This window comes from Pseudoflavonifractor phocaeensis (genome assembly GCF_021531375.1).
Taxonomy (GTDB): Bacteria; Bacillota; Clostridia; order Oscillospirales; family Oscillospiraceae; genus Lawsonibacter; species Lawsonibacter phocaeensis_B.
Map to the genome: position 1 here is coordinate 41039 of NZ_JADYTU010000005.1, position 24850 is coordinate 65888.

The following is a 24850-nucleotide window of genomic DNA, read 5'->3' on the forward strand; positions in this document are numbered from 1 at the left end:
AAAACCTCCTTACGGCAGCCTGCCAAAGCAGTAGAAATGTTGCTGCCAGTACGTTGTGTTGATAGATGCATAGGATATCGGGTTGCCGCAGTGGATCATCATGCCGTCACCGACATAGATGCCGACATGAGAGGCACCCGAAGTGTTATAGGTTCCCTGGAAAAAGATCAGGTCACCCGGTTTTGCGGAAGAAGCAGGGATAATAGAGCAGATGCCCTTCAGGCCATTGGCCGTCAGTCTGCCCACACTCCAGCCATTGCCGCAGTGATTGATGACATAGGACACGAAGCCGGAACAGTCAAAGCTGGTGGAAGGACTGCTTCCGCCCCAGACATAAGGGTAGCCCAGGTACTTTTCAGCTTCCGTGATCATCTTTCGGAAACGCTCATCCGTCAGTGCTTCGCCTGGGATGTCGTAATGAAGGTATTCGCTGGATGCCACATAAGGGTCATCGGCAAAGAGATCCGCCTTATTGCCCTTGGTCTGCAAGAGAAGTGCATAGCGTTCCTGCTGATCTGCATCCATGCCGCCGGACTCTGTGATCACATGTCCCAGGTTATTGTTCTTCAGAGTGACATTGAGGATATAGTAGTCATAAGGAACCTGAACCTCATATTCCTCTTCATAGCTGTCATCGACGACCTCGCCGGTCACCGGATCAGTATAGGAGGAATCTACAGTTCGCGTTCTGGTCTCAGTGCGATACCTGACCTCAACGACCTCCTCAAAGGTCAGCTCATACTGCCTATCGAACAGACTTCTGAGCATACTCTGAACTTCAGATCTCGTGTAATCCTCATACATGACAGTCAGATAGGCTGCCAGCTGATAAGGATCATGGCCGATCTCATCCAGATAGTAGTTGTACTCGTCATAGCCGGGATGGCTTCGCTCCGCATTGTTGGCCTGGGCAAGCAGTGCCTGGGCTAATGCTTTGTAATCATCATTGGCACCTCGGATATCTGCATCCTCCGCAGTGAAGCTGGTAGCGATCACCACATTGGTGCTGCTCTGCAGAAAGGCAGAACAGGAAGATACCGATGACGCTATGACCATCACGAGAAGTCCAAGGGCTGCAACGAGCAGGATCTCCTTGGAATGCTCTTCGATAAACTTGGTCAGCTTATCCAGAAGCTCACTGCCTTTTTCAGCGGCTTCCTTGGATTTCTTTGCGCCGTCCTTCGCTTTTCCTGCACCAGAGGCTGCAGCTGCACCACCTTCGCCTCGTTTTGCAGAAGCATACTGTCGCTTGATATCCTCCTTCTGCTTGAGCTTCGAAGCAGGATTGGAACCACCGGTCTCAGCATCAACCGTTTCCGGCTGTTTTCTGCCGTGCATCTTGGCACTGTAGACGGCCTTATCTGCAGTTCTGACAGCACCTTCCGCAGCTTCGGTACCGTAATCCATCGCTTCCGTTCCGACGTTTTCATCCTCATTTGCCTTGTGGACTCTGCTGTGAACAGAGCCGGAGGCAGTAGCGGCAGCCCCTCGCTGGGCTGCTCGCTTGTTGCGGGCTTTTCTTCCGCCAAGTTCCTCAGGACTTACTTCCTGCTTTGAGAAGCGCATTTTTCTTCCCCTTGCAGAGGAACGATCCGCTTCCGAACGGAACTTGGATCTCTTCGGTTTCTTCTTCGCCATTTACGCCTCCTTGCTTTCCTGAACCTCCGAAAGCTTGGTGGTCATGATCTTATACAGTTCAAGGTCCGTCGGGAAACGATCCACGAAGGGAAGGATGACATTTCCGTAGAACAGAAGTCCCTGACCTTCACCGGAGTGAGTGACATAGGACAGCTGATGAGGGGAAATGTTCAGCTGCTGTGCCAGGATCTGACGGTCACCGGCAGCCTGGTTCAGCATATACACGAAGTCAGAGTTCTCGAAGATGTTCTCAACCTCTCGGGAAGACAGAAGGTCCTTTACGTTCTGCGTGATACCGGTAGGAATGCCGCCCCACTTTCTGAAACGCTTCCAGATCTCAACGGAATATGCCGCTGTCTGTTCCTCCTTCAGAAGAAGATGGAACTCGTCCATATAGTAGCGGGTGGTCTTACCGGCACTGCGGTTTGCAGTTACACGGCCCCAGACCTGATCCTGAACGACCAGCATACCGATCTTTTTCAGCTGCTTACCAAGCTCCTTGATGTCATAGCAGACCAGGCGGTTCTGGATATCGACATTGGTGCGGTGGTTGAACAGATTCAGGGAGCCCTTTACATAGATCTCAAGAGCAGTTGCCACATGGCGGCCTTCCTTTTCCTCCTGAGCCATCAGTGCATCGTATAAATCTTCAAGAATTGGCATGTTTTCGGGCCTCGGATCCTCGAAGTATTTCTGATAGATCTGATGCACACAACGGTCAATAACCGTCTTTTCGATAGGCTGGAGGCCTTCCTTGCCGCCCACGATCAGCTCGCAGAGGGAGAGGATGAAGTCACTCTTCAGAGCAACAGGATTGTCCTCTTCGGAGTAGGACTCATTGATATCCATCGGGTTGATATACTGGGTGCTGGCCGGACTGATCTTGATGACCTGGCCCTCGAATTTCTGCACCAGCGCAGTGTACTCGGCCTCAGGATCGCAGATAATAACATCGTCATCCGTTACCAGGAAGGCATTGGCGATCTCACGCTTGGCAGAAAATGACTTACCGGAACCGGGAGTACCCAAGATCAGGCCGTTCGGGTTCTTCAGCTTCTTACGGTCTACCATGATCAGGTTGTTGGAGATAGCATTCAGGCCATAGTACAGAGCACCTGGCTCTTCCTGGAACAGTTCCTGGGTGGTGAAGGGAATGATGATTCCGGTGGCACTGGAGGTCATCTGTCTCTGGATATTGATCTGGTTATAGGCAAGAGGCAGGCTGCTCATCAGGCCCTGCTCCTGCTGGAAGTCCAGCCTTCTCAGGTTGCAGTTATACTTCTGCGCCAGAGAGCTGGCACGGAAATAGTTCATCTCCAGTTCCTGCTCGGTCCTGCCGGTGGACATGACAAGGAAAGTCAGAAGGAACATACGCTCATTCTGAGACTGCAGCTCCTTTAAGAGTGCCTTCGCATCCTTACCGTAGGTGGCAAGGTCGGAAGGAATGATATCCATGTCGTAACCGGCACGGACTGCCTTTTTCTGCTCCTCGATCTTGCTTCGGTCAAGCTCCGTAATGGTGTGCTTGATCTGCTTAATGGCTGCATTCTGATCCACGGACTGCAGGTGCATGGTGATGACCTGGCTGGAGTCCATTTCCAGAAAGTACTTCAGCATCTCATCAGACAGATCCGATGCCGTGATCTGCAGATAGCTCATACAGCCATAGGTGCCACCCATTTGAAACTTCCTGCTTCCGGGGAAGGCGAAGGAGGTGGGGGCAATGAAGTCCTTTACGGAAAGTCCGCTTTCTGCAAGCCAGCTCCAGTCGAAGTAGAACTTATCCGGTTCTCCCATGTGGAACATGGCATGCATGAGCCTGAGTCTTTCCATACCGTCAAGCGGCTGTGCCGTAACACCGATACGCTTGAAGTTATTAAGGAGACTGGTCTGGATGTGCTCCAGCCTGGGCTTGGCTTCCTTCATGGAAGCAGCCTCAATGCCGAAGGTAATATATTTGGTCTTGGTCAGGCCATTATTGCCCTGGGCCAGCTGCATCTTCAGCATGTCGCTGTACTCGGTTCGGATGGGATTGAAGTTATCGTGTCTGGGTGGGATCCGGATGCTCTGCTCGAAGCTTTCCGCATCGGTCGCCATGTTCATGAAGGACAGCTCGAAGTGAATGGAGCTGTCGAAAAAGTTCAGGAAACCGCACCATTCCTCAAAGATGGCTCTCTGATCCTCCTGCTGTGCCAGCTGGTAGTTGATATCCTGAAACTGGATGGTTTTAGTGTAATAGTTGTCCGTCACACGGCAGATGCCATCCGCGAACATGCGCTGAAACGGGATGGACTGCTGAGCGGTGCGGGGAATGCCGTCATTTCTTCTGGCCGTCTCCACAATCTGATTGATCTGCTTATACTCTTCCTTGGTAAGGTTCTTAGGAAGATTTACGGGTGCTGCCTTTGCCTGGCTGCGCCCTTTTTTCAGCTTTGCAAACAATAGCGTTAACCTCCTTTTCCGCCTGTTCCTGACGCATCAGGATGGCATAATAGTTATCCGTCTGATAGGGACGGACCTTCGGCCTTACGAATTTGGCCTGAATAAACTGCTTTGCGATGACCTCAAGGGGCTGCCCATCTCTCTCATACATTCCGAGGAAAAAGAGAGGAAGCATGATGACGATCATGCAGATGGCTGCCATGGAAACATTTCCGGCCTTCTTGAGTAAAAAGAAAGACGGCACTCCGATGAGTGCCGCCGCTCCGAAGCAAAGCAGCTGACGTTTGGTCAGGTTGAATAAGATTTTACTTTTGACCCTGCTTAAATCGCGGGGCACACTGATATACGCTGCCAATTTGAAACCTCCTTCTTAGTGTGCGTGCAGGACGCTCTTTGCGAGACTCCCTGTCTTAAATAACGTGAAGCACAGAAGCACGGTATATCCAATCAGACCCCAGATCGCATTGATGGGATCCGCAACTGCGACTGACTGGACCAGCACCGCATAGATCGCGACGCAGATCATGATAAGAAAGCCCTGGAAGCCGAGGGCAAACAGGGATCTCAGATAGTTCTGACCGATCTGACTCTGTTCTCTGTTTGCAAAGGTGGCAAAGGGAATGGGAGCCAGGCTCGTCATCAGGTAGATCTCCACCATTCGTCCGTAGACGATCACAAAGATAATGATACCGATGACCTTCATGGTCAGGCCTATGATCATGCTTTGGGCAAACAACCCCAGTAGTGGTCCGAGGTCCATGTCTGCCAGGTTAGTCTCAAGAGTCGTCAGCATACTGTCGGTCACTGCCGTACTGCCTCCGATGATACCGCCGGAGCTGCTTATCACATGCTGCGAAACATCGAACACCGCCATTACGATATTGAAGGTGTTGGTGATCAGAGTCACAGCGACAAAGGTCTTGAAGATCCATTTGAAAAAGATCCAGGTCTCAAAATTGGCCAGGTTGTTATGGTCGATGATCAGCTGAATCAGCTCATAGCACACGATAAAAGTCAGGATGATTCCTGCTATCGGGACAATGACTGACTCGGAAACGTTCCGGATCAGAGAGAACACCCCCGGCGAAAAGCTCGCCGGAGAGGTTCCCACCTGCGTTGCGATATCGCCAACCTGGTCGTTCACCGAGTCAAACAAGCCCGACAGATTATTCATGATTCCGGAAATGAGCATTTCCTTGAGCCAATCCTGAATCTGTTGGAGAATGCTTTCCAAGGGTGATTACCTCCTTTGCCGATTAACCGAAGAGACCGGAAAGCAGAGGTACCAGAGTGATACCGATGAGAGCTACGCCGCCGCCAGCCATGAGCTGCTTCATACCCTGGGACTTAGCGCCCGGGTTATCGTTGCCGTAACCTTCCAGAAGATTGATTGCACCCCAGATACCGAGACCTGCACCGAGTGCCACTACGAGAGTCTGCAGTACAGTGACTGCGCTGTTGAAAAATGCCATAGTAATTTCCTCCTTGCCCGGATCCCGAATATAGTTTGATGGACCTGCGGGCTGATCATATGGTTGATAAACAACAAAGCTCCTCTGACCGCATGTGCACCTGCGGACGGAAGGGCATAAAAATAGCCAGGTAACCGATCAAGTCAGTTCCTGGCTATGTAATATTATATTTAATTGTTATTCTTCATCATCCGAAGTATCTGAAGATATGATATGAAGTTCTCCTGAATCAAGATCCATTGCCATGCTATCACCCATGCGCTGCATTAGGTTTCCTTTTGCATCAATAAGCAAATCCCGGGATAATTCAATCCCAAAGTCTCCATCAGAATAATCAAAAAAGTGCTTCATGCTAGTACTCCTTACTTAATACGCACGATTTCATGGTCTGACGTGCCGTTTATCCTTTTTACTTGATAAAGACAATCATCAATCCAAAAGGTGATTTTGTCTTCGGCCTCATCATTTGTTGCAATATTCGTACAGGTCAAGTTGTCCTTTGCATTTGTTCCGCCAAGTGCTAAAGGAAGAATATGGTGAATGTTCCAACCGCAATAGATCTTATTGCGCTGACCTGCAAAAGACCAATCTGTATCATATACATAATAGTCTGGATCACCGTATCCATCTTTACACATAAGATTGCCATGGAAATCCTCGGCAAATCTTACATCGCCAAATTCCTCTTCCCAGAATCGCATAGCATTCTTTCGATTTATTTTCATATTGTTCACCTCCAATCCGGACCAAAAAATAAGAGCCCATACACTATACGTGTACAGACCCAATAGATCCGAATTGGTCGCCTTACACGCATAGTAACACAGACAGTTGCTGAACAACTGCCAATGAACATATGGTGTAAAGCTTAAGAACAATAGATTACCTACCTAGAGTTTTCTCTACTTTCTTACGGGCATAACCGGAATCGAAAAGCCGTAATAGTTCTCTCAGGTTTACAATATACACAATACCCAACCGAGGACCAAAAGCCGATTTGCAAACAGCTAAGGACTCATCCCGTTCACAGCTTTCCGGTATGACTGAATAAGAAGCTTCCAGAAGCTTAGTTTACACACTGTTGGATATTTACAGGGCCAATATAGCAAATATATACTGGGATGTCAAATTTTCATTTCTATGTAGCAGGCAGCTTGCGCCGCCCGGCCGGATCACTGCTCCGGCCAGCAGTCAGACTCTGTCCAGATTAACCGAAGAGACCGGAAAGCAGAGGTACCAGAGTGATACCGATGAGGGCTACGCCGCCGCCCGCCATGAGCTGCTTCATACCCTGGGACTTTGCGCCGGGGTTATCGTTACCGTAACCTTCCAGAAGGTTGATTGCACCCCAGATACCAAGACCTGCACCGAGTGCTACTACGAGAGTCTGCAGTACGCCGACTGCGCTGTTGAAAATGCCATAATTAATCCTCCTTGCCCGGATCCCGAATATAGTTGGATGGACCTGCGGGCTGCTTCATATGGTGAATAAACAACAATGCCCCTCTGACCGCATGTGCACCTGCGGACGGAAGGGCATAAAGATAGCCAGGACTGATTTGTGGTCAGTCCTGGCTATGTATTGGTTTATTCTATTGTCATCCCGGTGCCCATTCGTTTCGGGTACTGTTTCTAAGAAGCAGTTCTTGCACTACTTCAAGGTAATGTTCCTGATCCTCCGGGGAAAGAAGATAGAACTCAGCAAGTATCAGCTTTCTCAGTAAATCCCATCTGTCATCTTCCATATAGGAACTTCCGTCGTTTGATAGAGACATTATATCGTTTCCTATTGCTATGTCCAGAAACAGAATGTGTATATTTTTATATTATCACCTGATTTATTCTATCAACGTTCCGGTAACAGATACTACTTCAACATTTTCTACACTAATCCACCCGTAATAGGTTACCCACTTATTCTGGCCATAAATATCAATAGGGTCACAGTGAGCAAATCCATTACCAGATATATCCAACTCAATGGTAAAGGTCATATCGTTAACTTCAGTTTCACCAGTTTTATACTTATCAAAAGGGGCGACATAGTTATACTTACCATCAACTTTAAGTTCAATAACGACATCGGAAAATTCATATTTATTCGAGATAGGAGTAGCCGTCACACTAAATACTAAGCCTTCAGAAAACTCCATTCGAGTAGAAGTGCTCGACACTTTTACCCCTTGAGGTATTCTGAAGTTTGAGCCCGATTCGGACCCGATTACATCTAAATTGATATATTTACTATAGTTATCAACTGTTAATTGGATAGGTTTTGGAATTGCATTGTAGGATGATCGAGCAGCTATCAAATTACTATAATTGGATACTTTTGCTTTTTCTTTATCAGATAATGCAGAATACGCATTTTCTGCCGCCTCGATTGCGTTTTCGCTATCAATAGTAACAATTCCTATCGACGTAATGGCCTGCTCTACTGCTTTCACAGCGGAACTTTTACATGCTCCTAAAGATGTCATAATGACAATGCAGAAACAAATAACAAGAATTCTTTTCATGATTTCCTCCCATAAATTGATATTGCTAATTATACTGTTAACGCTCATGTAAATGGTAAAATAAAGTGCACAGATTTCAGCCAATAGGAGTACACAGATTTTCGCCACAAAATGCACAGTTTTTCGCCAGAGACTACACAGCCTCCGAGAAGTTGGTAAAATGGAGCCAACCAAAGACGGAGGCGGCGGGAAATGAAGGGATATTCTGTGTACAATGCAATCCAACAACTGAAAGAGCGCGGCTTTAAGAAAGCGTCAGTAGCCAGGCAGCTCAATCTCAACCGTAGGACAGTCATTCGTTATTGGGATATGTCGGTTGAGGAGTATGAGCAGAAGCACCTCGGCCTTTGCCGGGAGAAAGCACTGGATACTTACCGGGACCAAATTATTGGCTGGCTGAGAACCTATCCGACTCTCACGGCAGCACAGGTCTGCGACTGGCTCAAAGAGCATTACCATGAACAGTTTGCCGAACGAACGGTATCCCGGTATGTGAAGGCACTTCGAGAGGAGTACCAGCTCAAAAAGAGCGTTCGGCCCCGGGATTACGAGGCAGTGCCTGAACTTCCCATGGGGCAGCAGATGCAGGTGGATTTCGGCCAGGTGTCCATGCAAAATGTGGACGGAGGCTGGACGAAAGTTTATGTGGCAGCATTCCTGTTAGCCTGTTCCCGATACAAATATGCCGAGATGCAGAGTCGTCCATTTACCGCGGTAGATCTGGTGCATATATGCCACAACTGTTTTCGCTACTTTGGCGGGATGCCACAGGAGATGGTATTTGACCAGGACAGCATTGTTTGCGTGAGCGAGAATGCCGGAGACATCATCTACACCTATGAGTTTGAGAAATTCCGGCAGGAGTGCAAAATGTCCATCTATATGTGCCGTGGTGCAGACCCCGAGAGCAAGGGGAAAATTGAGAACACCGTGAAGTACATTAAAGGCAATTTTCTAAGCAACCGCCTTTACGTGGATGATGACATTCTGAACGGGAGTTGCCTGGACTGGTTGGAGAGAACGGCTAACGCCAAGGTGCATGGCACCACAAAGCGTATCCCGGCTGAAGTGTTTAAGGAAGAACGGGAACATCTCCGGCCTCTGCCCATCCATGAGCAGAGGCAGCGTCCGGTGGTTTGCAGAACTGTCCGCAAGGACAACACCATTATCTACGACAGCAACCGTTACTCTGTCCCTCTTGGTACTTACAACACGCAGCCAGAAGTACGAATAGAAACGGTAGATGGAATCCTCTATATCCAAACGATCTTCGGTGAACCGATTTGTGAGCACAGGATCTCCACGGGCCGCGGGCTACTGATCCAGAACAAGAGCCACACCAGAGACCGCACAACGGCCATAGATAAAGTCCAGTCCGAACTGGATGCCCGGTTACAAGGCAAAGCCATGGATTTCCTGCAGGCCATCCGCACGGAAAAGTCTCGCTATGCCAGGGACCAGTTCCGGCTGATCCAGTCTCTTCTCGACCAGTATGGCCTGGATGCGACCCTCAATGCCGTTGCCTTCTGCGAACACAGCCGGATCTACAGTGCGAACACGATGAAGGATTATCTGGAACACCAGGTATCTTTAAACCCCTCTCTGAAGCAGTCTCCGGCCGCACCCACACTGATTCCGGTGGACAAGGCCGAATACCATATAACGACCCAAAAGCGGCCGCTTGAGGTCTATGCGAGAATGGGGGTGCGGTGATGCTGACTCCATTGGAGCGAGTGAACAATCTGCTTGCCGATCTCCGTATTGCGCCGGTGGACTTTGATGCAATCTACCGCGGGAAAAACAAACTGAGCCCGCTGGAAAGCGTGGAATTGTTTCTCTTGGAAGAGCAGAGGATCCGTATCCAGAAACAGAATGATTTGCGCAGAAAGCGTGCAGCGCTGCCTGCGGAGAAGACGCTGGACTCCTTCGATTTTGGCTTCCAGCGCAGTGTCTCCAAAGAGCAGATGCTGCGTTTAAGCGACATGACTTGGGTGGAACAGGCATTTAATATCTGCTTCCTTGGCCCGCCGGGCGTTGGGAAAACGCATCTGGCGCTCTCCCTGGCAGTGCGGGGGCTGGACCTTGGATATGCGGTGATTTTTGAGACACTGGACAACCTCATGAAGATCCTGAAGACTGCTGATATTTCCGGTACCAGCAAACGGCGCATGAAGCAGCTGCGAAAAGCCGCATTGATTGTGGTGGACGAAGTGGGGTTTATGCCGCTTTCCCCGGCCGAAGCCAATCTGTTCTTTAGCTTTGTGTCCTCAATGTCCGAAAGAACCTCGCTCATTATTACATCCAACAAGGGCTTTGATGAATGGGCCGATTTCCTTGGGGATGCCACCATTACGACGGCGATTCTGGACCGGCTCATCCACCGCTGCGAGATTATTAACATGACCGGCAACAGCTACCGCTTAGAACACCACCAATCCATTACTGGCTGAACTGGCATTCTTGAGGCGAAATACATTCCTCAAAAGTGTGCACTTTCTGGCGAAAAAATGTGTATTTTACTTGACTGCTTACAGCTCATCAATACTGTTGCAAAAAACTATTCAAATCAATCAAAAAAGTGGAGAAAATAATTTTGATATGTAACAGGCAGCTTGCGCCGCCCGGCCGGATTACTGCTCCGGCAAGCAGTCAGACTCTGTTCGGATTAACCGAAGAGACCGGAAAGCAGAGGCACCAGGGTGATACCGATGAGGGCAACGCCGCCGCCCGCCATGAGCTGCTTCATACCCTGGGACTTTGCACCGGGGTTATCGTTACCATAGCCTTCCAGAAGGTTGATTGCACCCCAGATACCAAGACCTGCACCGAGTGCTACTACGAGAGTCTGCAGAACAGTTACTGCGCTGTTGAAAAATGCCATATTCATTTCCTCCTTGCCGCTTAGGGCTTCATAAAAAATAGTGGTTGCTGCCGTGTTGCTTCGCCGTGTCACCTATGGCCAGTCATCTTTTGTGCGCTAACCGCGCCGGTTTGCCATTGGACATGTTCCCGCGTCAGGGCAAAAGAAAAGCCCTCTGTTTTCTCACAGAAGACTTACAAACGAAGTGATTAGATGTGAAACTCGATCTTTTTGCTGTCGTAATAGCCTAAGATATCGAGGATCTCTTCCAGGTACTGTTTGCTCCTGGCGTACTTTTCTCCGGTATCCAGACGGATCCAGATGGTTGAGTCGTTCGGCACAGTATCAATGCTGATGATGTGGTCAGCATTCAGATATTCCTGGCCGGTGTAGATGAATTTTGCCATGCTTCCTCCTTACCTTGACTGGTCCTGTTTCTTCGGGGACTTAGGTGCTGCTGGAGCATGGCCCTCCGCTTTTTTTGCGGACAGATCCGAAAGAACGGAACCCTTGTCCCTGTCCTTATAGGCTTCCAGCATGCTCTTAAGCTCCGTACTTGAAACCTGACGGGACTCCTTAGTCCAGATGCCCTTGCCGCTTTCATCGACCCCGGTCCTTACCTGGCGGGATACGGTAAAGGTCGAATCTTCGGGAACCTTCATCCAGACGCCTTTACCAAACTGGTTGTCATGGATCATCTTCGGGGAGATCACAAAGCTTTCCCAGGGACGTTTATCTGCAGGATCGGGATTGGGGATCTTTACCTCAACCAGCTCCTTGCCTGCCTTGGAAGTGAAGGGCTCACTGACCAGCCCTTTGCCGAACTTGATGGTGATCTCTTCGGCTGCAGGCGGCGTGATCATCTCGCCTCTGGCTATCATTTCCTCGGCTTCTTTGACGAAATCAGGGATCCCGTCATTTACAAAACCGGCTTCATATGCCATTTCATTTTCCTCCTTAACCTTCAGCATCAATGACCAGGAATTCATCGCCCGCCTTGAGCTTTGCCCTGGTATCCAGGAATTTCTCAATGTCGAAGGTCAGCTTCTTGTCACTGTCTGCCGTATATTTGAAGTTCGGGTGCTGTGTCAGATCATACTTATCTGACAGGAAAGGACGAACGCCGCGCAGCTGCAGGATGCATTTGCTGCCTTCCAGCACCGCCAGTTCATCCCGGCTCATCAGCTCCTTGCCAAGCTTCTGATAGTTGGTTCCGTAGCTGGGACTATTGCCTCGCGTATCCGAGGTATTGAAGGTATCGATCGTTTCCTTGCCCAGGGCTTCGGCCAGGTCTTTCAGAGTGGATGGCTCGCTGCCGCCTAAGAATATCTGCGTATCGCAGTTACCGATGATGGTATCGGCGTTGTCCTTGTAGATCGCTTTCAGCTGTGACTTGGCCTGCAGCACCAGACAGGCCGAGATCTCACGGCTTCGGATGGTGGCGATCAGCTTTTCCAGGTTCGGGATCTGACCGATGTTCGCCATCTCATCGATCAGGCAGCGCACATGCACCGGAAGTCTGCCTCCGTAAACATCGTCTGCCTTCTCACACAGCAGGTTGAACAGCTGTGTGTATATCATACTGATCAGGAAATTAAAGCTGCCGTCTGTATCTGACATCATCAGGAACAGGGCAGTTTTTTCATCTCCCAGGGTATCCAGCTCCAGTTCGTCGTACATGGTGATGTCACGGATCTCCTGAATATCGAAGGGGGCAAGCCTGGCACCGGCCGACACAAGTATCGACTTCAGGGTCTTGCCCGCCGCAAGCTTGAACTTGGCATATTGGCGGACTGCGAAGTGGTCGGGCTTCTGTTTCTTCAGTGCTTCAAACATCAGATCCACCGGATTCTGGAACTCTTCGTCATCCTCACGGACCTCCATGGCATTGATGAACTCGATCAGAGTGGCGAAGTTCTGTTCCTCCTTCGGCGCTTCATAGTGGATATAGCCGATCAGTGCACAGTAGAGCAGTGTTTCCGCCTTGTCCCAGAACGGATCGCCGCCCTTACCATCGCCTTTGGTGTTGGCCATGAGTGTCGTGGTCAGCTTCAAGATGTCCTTCTCCGAATGGATATAGGCAAATGGGTTGTAGTGCATCGACTTCTTGAAGTTGATGGTGTTGAAGATCTTGATCCGGTAATTCGCATGGACAAAGGCGTTGCCGACCTCTAACAAGGTGGTGCCTTTCGGGTCAGTTAAAACATAGGAGCTGTGCAGCTGAAGCAGGTTCGGTTTGATCCAGAAGCGGGTCTTACCGGAACCGGAACCACCGATGATCAGTACATTCTTATTCCTGGCATGTGCCGGGTTCTTTGGACGGTTGCCCATCATAAGGCGTTCCGTCCTGGTGAGGATCACATTGTTCTCGAATACCGGGTCCATAAAGGGCTCGATGTCCTTTGGTCCACCCCAGCGGGCAGAACCATATTCCTCATTGTGCTTATAGTGCTTGGCATTCTTACCGCGAAGATACACGGCAAGTCGTAAACCACCGCCGCAGATCGTACCGATGAAGAGATCCAATGGATGGAAGCTCGGCATCGGGTTACTGAAGGCCACACCTACCATACTGAAAAAGGAGACCAGCTTTTTGGAGTAGTCAGCTCCTTCTGCCAGTCTCCAGGCTTCACCGATATTCGTGCAGATCAAGCCAAGCAGTACATAAGGTAGGGAGAGGATCAGGATCTTTTTCAGTTTCTTTGTATTCATCGGTCCTGAACCCTCTCTTTCTGTCTCTGCATTACCTTTGCAGGCAGTGCAGCCACGATCTCCTTCAGCTTGCTCAGCTGCTTCAGAACGCTCGGCTTTTCCTTACTCTTCAGAACATCTGCCGTATACGCATTGAAAGCAGACATCAAAGCATCCGCATCTCTTGCCTTGAAGAAGCAGACATACTTCGGAATCTCACCGGTCTTATCCTTCACGATGGCATAGTCAACACCATAGCTCCTGGCATATTTCTCAAAGCCCCGGATATCGGTTTTGGCGATATCGATACTGGAAACGCCCTGGTTCTGACCGATCAGTTCCTTGATTGACTGCTTACCGACAGGCTTTTCGTTGGCATTCTGTGCCTTAACATTTGCCCTGTGCTGCATATACTTTTTGAAGCCTGCAATCAGGGTATTGGCCGTAAGCCTGGTCGTACTGATGGCCAGGTTCACCGTCCTGTTTTCGATTTCTTCCTGCAAAAATGATCACCTCCTTTGCCGGAGCAGAGGATCAGTGACCGTCATGCTCAGGCTTCTTGTGCTTGGGTTTTGCAGCCTTTTCCGCCTTCTCGGCTGCATGTGCTGCTTCCTTGGGCTTTTTCTCCGCAGTTTCCTCGGGAACAGGGAATGCCATGATGCTCTTGCCCATCTTGATGAAGCCCTCGGGCTGCTGGAACATGTCCGAAAACTTGCTGAGCTGTTCCTTGGTAAGGGAACCAAAGCTGTCTTCGGTGAGGCCGACTACCATGAAGGGACCGGCGACGATGTCATAAACCTCGCCCTGGTCATCACGGAGTGCTCGGTTCAGAGGAAGTCCTTCAAGCTTGCCCTCCCCATTCATGATCAGTCCAACATTATCCTCGAAGGGATATGCCACTTCAATACTGCCGCCGACCACGGCCTGCAGATCCTCCAGTTCAGTACCAACCTGCATCTCATAAGGTCTTTCGCCGGGATTGACCATGAGAACGGTAATGGTTTCTGCCTGTTCGGCTTCCCCAAAGCTCATGCCGGGTGCAGGCGCATCTGCCAGCATCTGTTCCTGCATTGCCTCACGGGCCTCAAAGGTTCTGGCATTCTCGAAAATGCGGGCTTCACTGTCATAGTGGAACACGCTGTCAGAAAGCCTGTCTGCCGGAGCCACCTCGGTCTGGTTGATGGACTGGACCATTTCTTCCAGATTGGCAAGCTCCATACTGCCGTCATCCGGGATAAACAGCACCTCATGGACAGAAGAAGGAAGGACGAAGAAGTCTCCGCCCAGAGTCTCTGCCGCCTGGTCCATAAAGCCGGGATACTGAATAGCGCAGGCACCATTCTGGCCGCCTTCAATGGAAGCTACCCACAGAGGAGAAGGCTCATCAGGGATCATGGAAGCACCAAAGTCCCCCATCAGTTCCCGCATGACATCGTTCATGTTGCGGAGAGTCGCCGGATGATTCTGCTGGGCCGCCTCCAAAGCATCCGCATGGAGCTGATCCGGCTCAATGCCGTAGTTCTGGACCATGTTGTTGGTTACCAGAATGCTGGAGGAGCCCTGCTCGTTGCTTTCCATTTCAAAACGGTACACGACCGCCATGTCTTCCACGATCTGGTGAGGAATGTCATTCAGACGATCTTCATTACCGGCAACGGGAATCATCTGCATGGTCAGCGTATCCTTCATCTGCTCATAATCCATGAGAGTGCGGACATCAAGCTGAGGCATGTTGGCAGATACCTGAGAGACCGTATCGAGCACACTGCGGATGGCCGCATCGACGGACATATCTCCGGCTTCCACATGGTCAAACACCGGCTGCAGGTTGATGGTTGCTGCAATGTTGCTGCCCTCGGGCTTTACCGCCATACCGGTGTAGGACTGGCCCTGCAGCTTGTTTACTTCCTGCATTTCCACAGACAGCTCCGGGAAATGCTCCTTCACAGCCTCCATGGCCTGTTCCTGAAACTGTTCAAAATCCATAGCGCACCTCCTTATCGCATCTCAAAGAAGTGGATATCACCATCGGATGCATCCATGATGGCACGGAAGGGACACTGACAGCATTCGTCGCAATCGCCGCAGTCGTAGTCATCATCCTCGTCAATCTCGTCATTCTCCTCATCGTTCTCATCATTGGCGGAGAGAATGCCGGTGAGCATCTCAGAGACAGTGATCAAGGCATCTCCCAGCTCCTCCAGAAGCTCGGCAACTTCACCGATCTCAGCCTCAAGAGCATCGAAGCTCTCACCGATGTGTTCCACTGCGGCGGCCTCAGCCTTCAATCTGTGCATGGCTTCGACCTGCTTTCTCATCTGATTCATATCAAACTTGTTCATCGTAAGTTCTCCTTTACTTGAAATAGAAAAAGCACCGTCAAAAGGTAGTGTTTTGACAGTGCTCGTATGGTTATCGCCCCTGGTCACGCTGCTTTCGCTTTTGCCACTGTTCCAGCAGCTTGATGATGGTATCCTGCATCTGCTGGGTGGAGTATGACTTGGGGAAGTATTTGCGGAGCGTTTCATTTCGAAAGGTGACACGCTCCAGATCACCCTTCTTCACTTCGGTCATAATCTCTCTGACGGCATCCAGGGTAAAACCGCCCTCCTGACTCAGCTTTTTCATGCGCTGTGCCTGGGAGAGGGAGGGAGCTGTTTGCGCCAGGTCCATGGCCTCCATAAAGATTTCCTGTTCTTCGGGTTTCAGGTAGGACAGTTCAACAGCTGGGTTGAAGGATATCTGCTTCTGATCCACCATTTCAAGAAGGTCGGGAATCAGGTTGGTGAGGCGGATAAAGCGTTGGATCTGTCTTTCGCTTTCTCCAATTTCAGAGGACATTGTTTTTACAGAGGTTTGAGACTTCTCGCCAACTTGGCGAGAAGTTAAATCAGCCCTTTCACCTTGATGTTTCATCGCCTCCAGCTTCATCTTATAAGCAAAAGCTCTCTCACTGGGCAGAATGCTTTCTCGCTGCAGGTTGCTGTCTACCATGAGGACCGTTGCCTCATCATCCGTCATATCACGGACAATGACCGGAACCTCATCCAGCCCTGCGGCTTCAGCTGCGTGAACTCGCCGGTGCCCGGAGATGATCTCGTAGCCGCCCTCCTCCAAAGGCCTTGCGATGATTGGAGTCAGCACTCCGTACTGGGCAATGCTTTCGGTCGTCCTGAGCATCGCCTCATCATCGACTACCTTAAACGGATGATTCTCGAAAGGAACCAGATCAAGTATCGAAATACTCTGAATGCGTTCCTGTTTTGCCTCAGCGCGGCTCGCATCTGTTTCGAAGATATCATCGTAACTGCTCAAGCTGATGTTTGCGCCTTTTTTCGGCATCGTGGATCACCTCCTTTGAAAGCTTCCTGTAGGCATCAGCTACCTTTCCGCCGGGATCATGAGCAAAGATGCTCTTGCCCTCGGCGCTGATCTCGGCTGCACGGACAGATCTCGGTATCTCCACATCGAATACCTTCAGCTTGCTGCCGTAGGCTTCTCGGATAAGAGATGCGATCTCCTTGGCGTTGTTGGTTCGAGAATCTACCATTGTGAGGAGAATTCCTTCCACCCGAAGCTTCGGATTGATCTGCCGTTTCACCTTGTTAACCGTCTGAAGCAGCTGCTCCAGACCCTTTGCAGACAGATACTGTGCCTGAACCGGCACCACCAGCTGGTCCGCCGCAGCCAGTGCATTGACCGTAAGCATTCCAAGGGAAGGCATACAGTCCAGGATAATGAAGTCGTATTCCAGAGGCTCCAGGTACTGCTTGAGAATAGATTCTCTGCTCATGGCATTTACCAATGAAACCTCTAATCCTGACAGAGCAATGCTCGCAGGCATCAGGTCCACGCCTTCTTCGTGAGTCAGGATACCTTCCTTTAAGGGGACAGGCATATCCTGCATGACCTTTGCCATCTGATCGGATACCGTCACCGGCAGGTCATCGGGCCTCGGATACCCTAAGGAAATCGTGAGGCTGGCCTGCGGATCCATATCCACCAGAAGGACTTTCTTACCTTCCTGCACCATGCCGATACCAAGATTCTCAGCTGTGCAGGTCTTACCGGTGCCGCCTTTCTGGTTTACACAGGCGATAACCGTTGCTTTGTTCTGCATTTCTTTTGAACCACCTCCTTAAAACTTGCCGGAAGCCATGTCGTTGTTTACCCATGCCTGATAGTATGGGCTGATGGTCGTCGGGGCATTGAAGAGAGTGGCCAGCAGATACTGCTTCATGTTGCGGACCTCGGTACTGTTCTTCTGGAGACAGATCAGCACATAGTCAATATGGTCCTTTGTCAGCTTCATGAACCGGCTTTTGACCACTTCGATCGGCTTATCATCTCCGGCAATGCGGATAGTCTTTCGTTTGGAACAGCAGGTATCCACCAGCAGATCCAGAATACCTTCCAGAGTTTCCTCGTCGAAGCGATGCTCCTGAAGCAGAATGTCGAAGTAAAGACTTTCTCTGAAATAGCTTTCATACTGAGCATGCTCACGCATCCCTTCATTCCTATCTGCCGATAAGAAAGGATCAGTATCACTATCCTCAGTATTATTAATCTCAGTATTACTACCTCGTACTTCGGCAGATTCCAGAATCTGCGTTTCTACGACTCCAGAATCGTCCATTTTACGATTCAAGAACCGACCATTCTGTCCGACGGACAAAAAGTTCTTCACATAGATGAGATTTGGCTTCCCAAGCCCCTGCCGTTTTCTCTCGATCAGTCCGGCAACCACCTCCAGCTCACGAAGCATCCGGTTGACCTTTTTATCACTGCAGCCGATGGCCTTCATGATCTGGTCGATGGTGTAGATGATATACACACGGCCCTGTTCATCCACCCAGTTGTTTCTGGCAGATAAGCCCATGCGGTCCAGGAACAATCCGTACAGAATCTTGGCTTCTGCGGACACATCCTGAAAGGCAGGATCCGTAAACATCACCTTAGGGACACGATAGAAGGAAAACTGATCTGACTGCGCCCCGTAAAAATAATCAAACACCCAACTTCACCACCTCCTTCACGAACTTGTCCTTCTTCAGAGGCTTATCGCGAAGAGTGGAGCAGTGCTTCTCGAAAGGGCATCTGGCATACAGACAGCTGCGGTACTTGAATTCCGGCTGGAAGTAAGGGCATTTTCTGCAGCTTGCAGGTGCCTGATCTCCGGCCTTTTTCATCAGCTTCTCGTAATGACGGAAGCGTTCCTCGGCTTTACTCATGGGAACCACCTGCTTTCTTACGTCTTTCCTGAAGCCATTTGTCCAGGTCCTTGTAACAGCAGGCGCTGACACAGGGCTGGCCTTTGGCATAACAGCAGCCTTCACATTTCTTTTCCTGTTCGGTCTTTACGACCTCTGCCAGGTAGTAGCAGTTTTCCTTGCCCAGAATGCAGCCGATCTTCCTGTTTTTATAGAAGTAACAGGCGCGGCAGCTGTCCGGACGGTCTGCATGGTATCTGATACCATCGATCACTTTTGTCTTACTCATAGCGATATCCTCCTTGAAGTGTTACATCTCAGGGAAGCCCTGAGACGACAAAAGCCCCGCAGTGATTTGTCGTCACTACGGGGCTATGTAAGATATCGATTATTTAATTGTGAGAGAGCGCGAACTAATATTTAACTCCCAATCAGATAGGCTCATCGAATTGCAATTCATAAAGCTTTCTTGGGACAAGCTTTTACACATTCCATACAGAGAATGCATTCTGTTCCGTTTTCCCGTTTCCTGGAATTATCGGTAACGTCGACATCCATCGGGCAGACTCGTTTGCATTTTCCGCAAGAAACACATTTCTCTTTGTCACATTTTACTCTGAGCAGAGCGAAATAACTCATCGGCTTCAGAAACACCGTGATAGGGCAGATATATTTGCAAAACGCTCTGTTATCCTTGAAGGCAAATGCAAGAATAATTCCGACAGCATAATACAAAACGTTGCCGATAATGAATGCCCAGAACATGATTTGTTCAATATTGCCGACATGACTCAAAAACAGAGATGCCATGAAAACAAGCGCTGCCGCAAAAGAAATGTAGCGGATAAAGCCGATCTTTTTTCTTGGAGACTGCGGTACTTTATACGGCAGAAAATCCAACACCATTGCCGTCCAGCAGGCATATCCGCACCAGCCTCTGCCAAATAGAAGCGGTCCGAAGATCTTCGCCACTGCATAATGAATCGTGGCAGCTTCAAACACACCCGTAAACAGATAGTACCAAAAGCCCTCTATCTGCATATTTTCCCGACAGATGAGTCCGAGATAGAGCAACATATATGATCCAACTAGCAGTTGAACGATTCTGCGGGCATGCTTGTAATTGCGCTGAAACAGAAAAAGGCCGAGCGCAATCGATGTGCCAATATAGCTGAAATTCAAAAGATAGAACAGGTTATCCTTCGCAAGCCACAAAGTGACAGCAACGATTTCAAAAACGGTCCACATTCCAAGAGGGATCAACCAACTTCGCTTATTATTCATATGTCACTTCCTCTACAAACATGGGTTTATTATCCATCACAGAGCGATTAATTACAATTTATTATCATTCGCTAAATCGGAATTTCGAACATCTATAGTTCTTTTGTAGCCTTTCCACCTAAATATAAAGCATAACCACCGGCTACAACGATAATCACAATTGATATTACAATATCGAGTGTTTTCGAACTTTCCCCTGAAAACTTTGATGCTACATCAATAAAACTATGCGTAATAATACAAGGCCATATACTCTTGCTCTTATAAAATACCATTACAAAAGCAAAGCCAATTGCTATTGCATATGCTATCTGCAATAGGGTGTCGAATGAAGCATGACCTGTAAGTAAGTTTATGATATGACCAGCTCCAAAAGTGATTGCAGAAATTATAATCGCCTGTTTCACACTATCTTTCTCTATCGCTTTGAATAATAAGCCACGAAATATTACTTCTTCAACATAACCGACCAACGCCATAGTAAGTACTGCATATATCTGACCAGGGAGAGCATAGTGCACTGAAAAACCAGGCCAAAAGTTTACAGACATCAGTATGATAAATGGTATGAAGAATAAACATCGTTTATGATCTTTCACCTTGACAAATCCATATTTTTCTCCAAGCTTATTCTTAAAAATAAAGCATGTAATAACGGTCGCAATAGCCAAGAGCCCAACAAATGATAAAACACTGTCATCGCCAAAATTGTTTCTTAAATTTCCCATCACAACGACATATATGATTATCCACATTACAGCAAACCATATCTCACTTTTTTCATAAAATTTCTTCATATCCGTATTGCTCCTATATCATCAAAATCAGAATTAAGCATAACAAATTATAATTTCTCTTCCCACCGGCTAACCCAGGCGGGCGATTTTGGCTTTTCAAAGATTTGAAAATCTCTCCGCTAAAGGCCTCTCAAATTTCTTTGCAGAAAAATTTCTCACGATATGGAATCCTCGGAAATTTCAGCCCGAAAACAGGCTTTTCTGCACAGAAATACATAGAGAAACAACGGAGAACAGTTGACAGGCCGCCGAATTTAGCAGAAGCCTCAGAAACGGCATTTTCGGCCGATTAGCATTTCGGCTCGAATATTGGATATCTGCAAGAGGCCCCCTTTTTATATTAGCGGAAAACGGCCTCAAAATCTCTGAAAAAAGTAACGCGGAAGACATTTTTCGTATCTTCCGCGGCTGTTGACTGGCGTCCCTGGCGGGATTCGAACCCACGGCCTTTCGCTTAGGAGGCAAATCAAGGCTTCCGGGTTATCCGTTTTGTAACGGATTCGTGACGTTAGTACCCGGTTTCTGTATTTTCTCCGTGACGATTATAGAGACATCAAGCCGATTAAAACTGGTTACCACGGCTTATACTTAAAAACGCAACTGTACAAATAGCTTGATGTCTCTACAAAATATCACTCACTAAACCACAATTTCGTTTATCGAAGTTGTGGTTTTCTTTTTACATGAAAAAAGCTTCTGTATGGGCAAATACACAGAAGCTCAGACCATGCTATGAACTAAGATATATTACATTATAGCATGGCGAATCTCAAAATACAATAGTACGCAAAGGAGTATTCGCAATGAACGAATTGACTGCAAACATGAAAACCGAAGAAGCGATAAAAGAAAAAATAAAGGAGAGCCGCTTTGAATCCATCAACGGAAAAGATTTGATGGAAATGGACTTGCCACCGCTTCATTACACCATCAGCACCATTTTACCGCACGGTTTCTTTATCCTCGCCGGAGGTGCCAAAGTGGGTAAATCGTGGCTTGCTGAGCAGATATCCTACGCTGTTGCCAGTGGTGGGCAAATCTGGGGCTATCAAGCCATACAGTCCGAGGTCTTGTATCTCGGTCTGGAAGATACCGTAACACGCTTACAGAGCCGTTTTGAGATGCTTGAAGCCTATGAGGGGATGGAGAACATCCACTTTGTCTTAAAGGCAAACAGCATCACTTCCGGCGTTGAGGAAGATATCCGTGATTACTTAACGCAGCATCCCAACATCAAACTGGTGGTCATTGATACGCTCCAACACATCAGAGGGAATGAGTTTGTAAAGAACATCTACGCCGGAGATGTGGAGTTTACCAACATCCTGCGCCAGATAAGCATGGAGTTTGACCTTACCATCCTTGCGCTCACGCACACCAACAAAGGCAAGCACGATGATGATATCAGCAAGATTTCCGGCAGCGAGGGCATGGCAGGAGGAACGGACGGGAACTGGGTGCTGACAAAGAGCAAGCGCACCGACACCAGAGCCAACCTCACCATTTCCAACCGTGACACCGAAGCTTTTGAATTTGCCCTTGAATTTGACAAAGAATCCTGCCGTTGGAACAAGCTCACCCGTGACGAATCGATTGTCAATGAAAAAGAACGGTTTTTACACGCTATCGTTAATTTCATCAAGGCAGAAGAAGCGCACCATTGGGAGGGGACAGCAACAGAGCTGCTGATAATCTTGCAGGCACGAGAGCCGATTCTTGTTAGTTACAGTGCGGCTGTGTTCTCAAAGAGCTTGAAAGCAGCGCAAGATTCGCTGAGAGAGATCTATGGGGTTTCTTATGTGAGCGCATTCCATAACAAGAAAAAATGGATAACTCTTGACTATATCGAAGTCAAATAACTACGGGTACTACGCCAACACCGTTGTTTTTCATAGGATGATGAAGAAAATTTACCCGTAGTCGGGTTTCCGAGGACAACGGCAAAATTCTGCCGCTTATCCTAACGAAAACAACGGTGTACCCGTTGCTGCCGTTGCCCTCGGTTTAAATCAATCAATTTTACAAGCAAAGGAGACGAAATGAGAGATTACAGTTCACAAAAAAATGAGATTGAAACCATAAAACCAAGAACCATAACAGTGAATCTTTCCGATGCAGATGTGAAACGCCTTGCTGAAAAATCCGGCGAGGGTGGGCTGACGATTTCAGAACTGTTAGAGAACTTCATCGGGGATTTAATAGACGGAACATATTCCAACGGAAGTGATGAACGGATGTATGCGGAACAGTGGTATCAGCGTTGTTGGTTCGCCATGTTTTCAGATGATACATTTCTGAAATTTTTGCTGCTGTGGGGGGATTTGGACGATTATATTGATTTGATGGATGAACTTGAAAGCAATAAAAAAGAAATGGCGGAAATGACCGCTGACACCGAAGAATATTCCGCTGAGGAACGGGACGAACTGCAAGAGTATATCAATGAGTTGCAGAAAGAAATTGATTATTATTGGGGCAAATTTTTGGAGCGAAACCGCCAAAAGGAATCCTATATTTTTGAAAAAGAAATCGAAAATATTATGGTATGGAAATCGCAGCTTGACACAATACTCGACCCTAAAAATCCATAGCAAAACATTATTAGCAAGCAGGGGGAAAATGTACCCATTCCCTCATACTTGCATATAGCAAGCATGGGGAAATTGTACCCACTCGCTGTCCATTATTCTCCCTATACTTGCAATAGCAAGCATAGGGGAAATGTACCCACTCGTGTCATTTTCCCACTTGTTAGCCGTTGCACTGGGGCAACGCCCCCTAATACCCCCACCCGTACTATTTTGCAAAACGGCAAAATGATTGTCCCACAGACGGCACAACAAAACTAAAATCACTGACGAACAATTTTGTAATTTCCTCACGGTGAGGAAGTTTTGAAAGGAGAAATAATAAATGGCTGAAAAAGATAGAGTTCGCACAGAGCAATTCCGTTTTACTTTGCTTCCAGAGGAAAATGCTATGCTCACAAAAAATGCTTTTGAGTATGGCTTATCGAAAGCGGATTATTTAAGAAAACTGATTCTTGCAGAATCGTTGTCGGGTAAGCAGTGGCACATGGATAGAGACCAGGCAAAGCAGTTGATTTACGAGGTGAACCGCATTGGAAATAACGTCAATCAAATTGCTTATAACACAAATGTTGTTCGATTTTCTTCTAATAAGGATTGGGGAGAACTCCAAACAAAATATTTTGAGTTAATGACACTGTTTTGCCAGTTTGCGTTGCGAGAAAACGGAGAGGAAAAACACTGGTATAAAAAGATTCTGGAGCTGATGCCAAAGGATGATTCCTCAACAGAGCGCAATTTATGATTCGGAAATATTCCTTACCACCCGACTTATAAAATGAAATTCCATAGCCCTCTCATGCTATATGATTTGATAGCTGGGAGGGCTAATCTTATAGTTTACATTTATGCTATAGTCATAAAACTCATAGCTATGCCCACACATTTTGATGCTAATATTTTAATAATATAATGCGCGAGAGCAATGTATAATTTAAGTTTATGCAAAATATTTCAAAAATATTGATAGTGATATTGGTTTTAGATGATGCAGTAGTTTATAACATTTTAAAAATGTTATCTAATATTTTAAGAATATTGTTGACTATTGGGTATCTAAGTGCTACCATGTAACTAAACAGGAAGGAGGATTTCTCATGAAGAAACAGGCCGAAGAAAGCAAGCACGATAAGTTCGTTAGGCTTGCTGAAGCCAGAACTAATAAAATTATTGACACTTTGCAGCTACTTGGCAATTGTTCAAATACTTCTGTATATGAATATACGCAGGATGAAGTTGAGGAAATTTTCCAAGCCATCGAACAGGAACTGCGAGAAGCTAAAAAGAAATTCACAAAAGTAGAAGCCGAGAAATCAACCAGATTCTCGTTAAGCAAGCGCAAGGGGTGA

29 protein-coding genes are annotated in these 24850 nt (G+C 48.0%); 6 read left to right on the top strand and 23 right to left on the bottom strand.

The features are described from left to right. Positions 1–9: 9 nt before the first annotated feature. The 9 genes from I6E39_RS03415 to I6E39_RS03455 all read right to left on the bottom strand — a co-directional run bounded on the left by I6E39_RS03415 (position 10) and on the right by I6E39_RS03455 (position 8071). Positions 10–1638: a C40 family peptidase gene (locus I6E39_RS03415; protein ID WP_235380044.1), complete on the bottom strand. Its 1629-nt coding sequence runs from the start codon at positions 1636–1638 to the stop codon at positions 10–12. Then, positions 1639–3990 (bottom strand): VirB4-like conjugal transfer ATPase, CD1110 family, encoded by a 2352-nt coding sequence (locus tag I6E39_RS03420; RefSeq protein ID WP_338127112.1) that lies wholly within the window; start codon positions 3988–3990, stop codon positions 1639–1641. It lies immediately after the preceding gene. Positions 3991–4018: 28 nt separating this feature from the next. Beyond that, positions 4019–4435, bottom strand: coding sequence for a PrgI family protein (locus I6E39_RS03425; RefSeq protein ID WP_235380046.1), 417 nt, complete (start codon positions 4433–4435; stop codon positions 4019–4021). A 15-nt stretch (positions 4436–4450) separates the two neighbouring features. Next, positions 4451–5314, bottom strand: a complete 864-nt coding sequence (locus tag I6E39_RS03430) for a VirB6/TrbL-like conjugal transfer protein, CD1112 family (RefSeq protein ID WP_235380048.1) — start codon at positions 5312–5314, stop codon at positions 4451–4453. A gap of 22 nt (positions 5315–5336) precedes the next feature. Beyond that, entirely contained in the window at positions 5337–5552 is a 216-nt protein-coding gene (locus tag I6E39_RS03435; RefSeq protein ID WP_087184127.1) for a Maff2 family mobile element protein, read from the bottom strand. Between the two features lie 177 nt (positions 5553–5729). Further along, the gene (locus I6E39_RS03440) at positions 5730–5903 is read right to left on the bottom strand and encodes a hypothetical protein (protein WP_235380050.1); all 174 of its coding nucleotides are present in this window, start codon (positions 5901–5903) and stop codon (positions 5730–5732) included. An 11-nt stretch (positions 5904–5914) separates the two neighbouring features. Further along, complete coding sequence (locus I6E39_RS03445) at positions 5915–6277, bottom strand: HNH endonuclease (protein WP_235380052.1); 363 nt, start codon at positions 6275–6277, stop codon at positions 5915–5917. Between the two features lie 482 nt (positions 6278–6759). Next, positions 6760–6969 (bottom strand): Maff2 family mobile element protein, encoded by a 210-nt coding sequence (locus I6E39_RS03450; protein WP_235380140.1) that lies wholly within the window; start codon positions 6967–6969, stop codon positions 6760–6762. Between the two features lie 421 nt (positions 6970–7390). Beyond that, entirely contained in the window at positions 7391–8071 is a 681-nt protein-coding gene (locus tag I6E39_RS03455) for a hypothetical protein (RefSeq protein ID WP_235380053.1), read from the bottom strand. A gap of 192 nt (positions 8072–8263) precedes the next feature. Here I6E39_RS03455 and istA point away from each other — a divergent pair, with 192 nt between their 5' ends. Then, positions 8264–9784 (top strand): IS21 family transposase, encoded by a 1521-nt coding sequence (istA, locus tag I6E39_RS03460; RefSeq protein ID WP_235380054.1) that lies wholly within the window; start codon positions 8264–8266, stop codon positions 9782–9784. Continuing rightward, positions 9784–10521, top strand: coding sequence for an IS21-like element helper ATPase IstB (istB, locus tag I6E39_RS03465; protein WP_235380055.1), 738 nt, complete (start codon positions 9784–9786; stop codon positions 10519–10521). The genes istA and istB overlap by 1 nt, the downstream gene beginning before the upstream one ends. Positions 10522–10736: 215 nt before the next feature. On the opposite strand, the gene I6E39_RS03470 is transcribed toward istB, so the two are convergent. From I6E39_RS03470 to I6E39_RS03535, 14 genes are all read right to left on the bottom strand, one after another. Continuing rightward, positions 10737–10952, bottom strand: a complete 216-nt coding sequence (locus I6E39_RS03470) for a Maff2 family mobile element protein (RefSeq protein ID WP_087184127.1) — start codon at positions 10950–10952, stop codon at positions 10737–10739. A 188-nt stretch (positions 10953–11140) separates the two neighbouring features. Next, positions 11141–11338 carry a hypothetical protein gene (locus I6E39_RS03475; RefSeq protein WP_235380056.1) on the bottom strand — a complete coding sequence of 66 codons (198 nt, stop codon included), beginning with the start codon at positions 11336–11338 and terminating at the stop codon, positions 11141–11143. Between the two features lie 9 nt (positions 11339–11347). Then, on the bottom strand, positions 11348–11875 hold the full coding sequence (locus I6E39_RS03480; protein ID WP_235380057.1) for a hypothetical protein: 528 nt from the start codon (positions 11873–11875) through the stop codon (positions 11348–11350). Between the two features lie 13 nt (positions 11876–11888). Beyond that, positions 11889–13643, bottom strand: a complete 1755-nt coding sequence (locus I6E39_RS03485) for a VirD4-like conjugal transfer protein, CD1115 family (RefSeq protein WP_235380059.1) — start codon at positions 13641–13643, stop codon at positions 11889–11891. Next, positions 13640–14125 (bottom strand): PcfB family protein, encoded by a 486-nt coding sequence (locus I6E39_RS03490; protein ID WP_235380061.1) that lies wholly within the window; start codon positions 14123–14125, stop codon positions 13640–13642. Before I6E39_RS03490 ends, I6E39_RS03485 begins: the two co-directional genes overlap by 4 nt. A 31-nt stretch (positions 14126–14156) precedes the next feature. Continuing rightward, positions 14157–15608, bottom strand: a complete 1452-nt coding sequence (locus I6E39_RS03495) for a DUF5688 family protein (protein ID WP_235380063.1) — start codon at positions 15606–15608, stop codon at positions 14157–14159. Positions 15609–15619: 11 nt separating this feature from the next. Further along, on the bottom strand, positions 15620–15964 hold the full coding sequence (locus I6E39_RS03500) for a hypothetical protein (RefSeq protein WP_235380064.1): 345 nt from the start codon (positions 15962–15964) through the stop codon (positions 15620–15622). Positions 15965–16034: 70 nt separating this feature from the next. Then, positions 16035–16964: a ParB/RepB/Spo0J family partition protein gene (locus I6E39_RS03505; protein WP_235380065.1), complete on the bottom strand. Its 930-nt coding sequence runs from the start codon at positions 16962–16964 to the stop codon at positions 16035–16037. Next, positions 16921–17742: a ParA family protein gene (locus I6E39_RS03510; protein WP_235380066.1), complete on the bottom strand. Its 822-nt coding sequence runs from the start codon at positions 17740–17742 to the stop codon at positions 16921–16923. The genes I6E39_RS03505 and I6E39_RS03510 overlap by 44 nt, the downstream gene beginning before the upstream one ends. An 18-nt stretch (positions 17743–17760) precedes the next feature. Beyond that, a complete protein-coding gene (locus tag I6E39_RS03515) occupies positions 17761–18636 on the bottom strand; it encodes a DUF6017 domain-containing protein (protein ID WP_235380067.1) in 876 nt (291 codons plus the stop codon). Then, complete coding sequence (locus tag I6E39_RS03520) at positions 18629–18853, bottom strand: hypothetical protein (protein ID WP_235380068.1); 225 nt, start codon at positions 18851–18853, stop codon at positions 18629–18631. Before I6E39_RS03520 ends, I6E39_RS03515 begins: the two co-directional genes overlap by 8 nt. Further along, a complete protein-coding gene (locus I6E39_RS03525; RefSeq protein WP_235380069.1) occupies positions 18846–19121 on the bottom strand; it encodes a hypothetical protein in 276 nt (91 codons plus the stop codon). The genes I6E39_RS03520 and I6E39_RS03525 overlap by 8 nt, the downstream gene beginning before the upstream one ends. Before the next feature lie 167 nt (positions 19122–19288). After that, positions 19289–20116, bottom strand: a complete 828-nt coding sequence (locus I6E39_RS03530; protein ID WP_235380072.1) for a 4Fe-4S binding protein — start codon at positions 20114–20116, stop codon at positions 19289–19291. A 92-nt stretch (positions 20117–20208) separates the two neighbouring features. Continuing rightward, positions 20209–20913: a CPBP family intramembrane glutamic endopeptidase gene (locus I6E39_RS03535; protein WP_235380074.1), complete on the bottom strand. Its 705-nt coding sequence runs from the start codon at positions 20911–20913 to the stop codon at positions 20209–20211. A gap of 803 nt (positions 20914–21716) precedes the next feature. Here I6E39_RS03535 and I6E39_RS03540 point away from each other — a divergent pair. The 4 genes from I6E39_RS03540 (at position 21717) to I6E39_RS03555 (ending at position 24850) form a co-directional block, all read left to right on the top strand. Continuing rightward, positions 21717–22772, top strand: coding sequence for an AAA family ATPase (locus I6E39_RS03540; RefSeq protein WP_235380076.1), 1056 nt, complete (start codon positions 21717–21719; stop codon positions 22770–22772). A gap of 180 nt (positions 22773–22952) precedes the next feature. Further along, complete coding sequence (locus tag I6E39_RS03545) at positions 22953–23504, top strand: molecular chaperone GrpE (protein ID WP_235380078.1); 552 nt, start codon at positions 22953–22955, stop codon at positions 23502–23504. A gap of 322 nt (positions 23505–23826) precedes the next feature. Then, complete coding sequence (locus I6E39_RS03550) at positions 23827–24246, top strand: plasmid mobilization protein (RefSeq protein ID WP_235380080.1); 420 nt, start codon at positions 23827–23829, stop codon at positions 24244–24246. A gap of 352 nt (positions 24247–24598) precedes the next feature. Next, entirely contained in the window at positions 24599–24850 is a 252-nt protein-coding gene (locus I6E39_RS03555) for a hypothetical protein (protein WP_235380082.1), read from the top strand.

Coding starts and splice junctions, on each gene's coding strand:
- I6E39_RS03415 (WP_235380044.1), bottom strand. CDS start 1,638: ATGGCGAAGAAGAAACCGAAGAGATCCAAGTTCCGTTCGGAAGCGGAT.
- I6E39_RS03435 (WP_087184127.1), bottom strand. CDS start 5,552: ATGGCATTTTTCAACAGCGCAGTCACTGTACTGCAGACTCTCGTAGTG.
- I6E39_RS03440 (WP_235380050.1), bottom strand. CDS start 5,903: ATGAAGCACTTTTTTGATTATTCTGATGGAGACTTTGGGATTGAATTA.
- I6E39_RS03445 (WP_235380052.1), bottom strand. CDS start 6,277: ATGAAAATAAATCGAAAGAATGCTATGCGATTCTGGGAAGAGGAATTT.
- I6E39_RS03455 (WP_235380053.1), bottom strand. CDS start 8,071: ATGAAAAGAATTCTTGTTATTTGTTTCTGCATTGTCATTATGACATCT.
- istA (WP_235380054.1), top strand. CDS start 8,264: ATGAAGGGATATTCTGTGTACAATGCAATCCAACAACTGAAAGAGCGC.
- istB (WP_235380055.1), top strand. CDS start 9,784: ATGCTGACTCCATTGGAGCGAGTGAACAATCTGCTTGCCGATCTCCGT.
- I6E39_RS03470 (WP_087184127.1), bottom strand. CDS start 10,952: ATGGCATTTTTCAACAGCGCAGTAACTGTTCTGCAGACTCTCGTAGTA.
- I6E39_RS03475 (WP_235380056.1), bottom strand. CDS start 11,338: ATGGCAAAATTCATCTACACCGGCCAGGAATATCTGAATGCTGACCAC.
- I6E39_RS03480 (WP_235380057.1), bottom strand. CDS start 11,875: ATGGCATATGAAGCCGGTTTTGTAAATGACGGGATCCCTGATTTCGTC.
- I6E39_RS03485 (WP_235380059.1), bottom strand. CDS start 13,643: ATGAATACAAAGAAACTGAAAAAGATCCTGATCCTCTCCCTACCTTAT.
- I6E39_RS03495 (WP_235380063.1), bottom strand. CDS start 15,608: ATGGATTTTGAACAGTTTCAGGAACAGGCCATGGAGGCTGTGAAGGAG.
- I6E39_RS03500 (WP_235380064.1), bottom strand. CDS start 15,964: ATGAACAAGTTTGATATGAATCAGATGAGAAAGCAGGTCGAAGCCATG.
- I6E39_RS03505 (WP_235380065.1), bottom strand. CDS start 16,964: ATGCCGAAAAAAGGCGCAAACATCAGCTTGAGCAGTTACGATGATATC.
- I6E39_RS03510 (WP_235380066.1), bottom strand. CDS start 17,742: ATGCAGAACAAAGCAACGGTTATCGCCTGTGTAAACCAGAAAGGCGGC.
- I6E39_RS03520 (WP_235380068.1), bottom strand. CDS start 18,853: ATGAGTAAAGCCGAGGAACGCTTCCGTCATTACGAGAAGCTGATGAAA.
- I6E39_RS03525 (WP_235380069.1), bottom strand. CDS start 19,121: ATGAGTAAGACAAAAGTGATCGATGGTATCAGATACCATGCAGACCGT.
- I6E39_RS03530 (WP_235380072.1), bottom strand. CDS start 20,116: ATGAATAATAAGCGAAGTTGGTTGATCCCTCTTGGAATGTGGACCGTT.
- I6E39_RS03535 (WP_235380074.1), bottom strand. CDS start 20,913: ATGAAGAAATTTTATGAAAAAAGTGAGATATGGTTTGCTGTAATGTGG.
- I6E39_RS03540 (WP_235380076.1), top strand. CDS start 21,717: ATGAACGAATTGACTGCAAACATGAAAACCGAAGAAGCGATAAAAGAA.
- I6E39_RS03545 (WP_235380078.1), top strand. CDS start 22,953: ATGAGAGATTACAGTTCACAAAAAAATGAGATTGAAACCATAAAACCA.
- I6E39_RS03550 (WP_235380080.1), top strand. CDS start 23,827: ATGGCTGAAAAAGATAGAGTTCGCACAGAGCAATTCCGTTTTACTTTG.
- I6E39_RS03555 (WP_235380082.1), top strand. CDS start 24,599: ATGAAGAAACAGGCCGAAGAAAGCAAGCACGATAAGTTCGTTAGGCTT.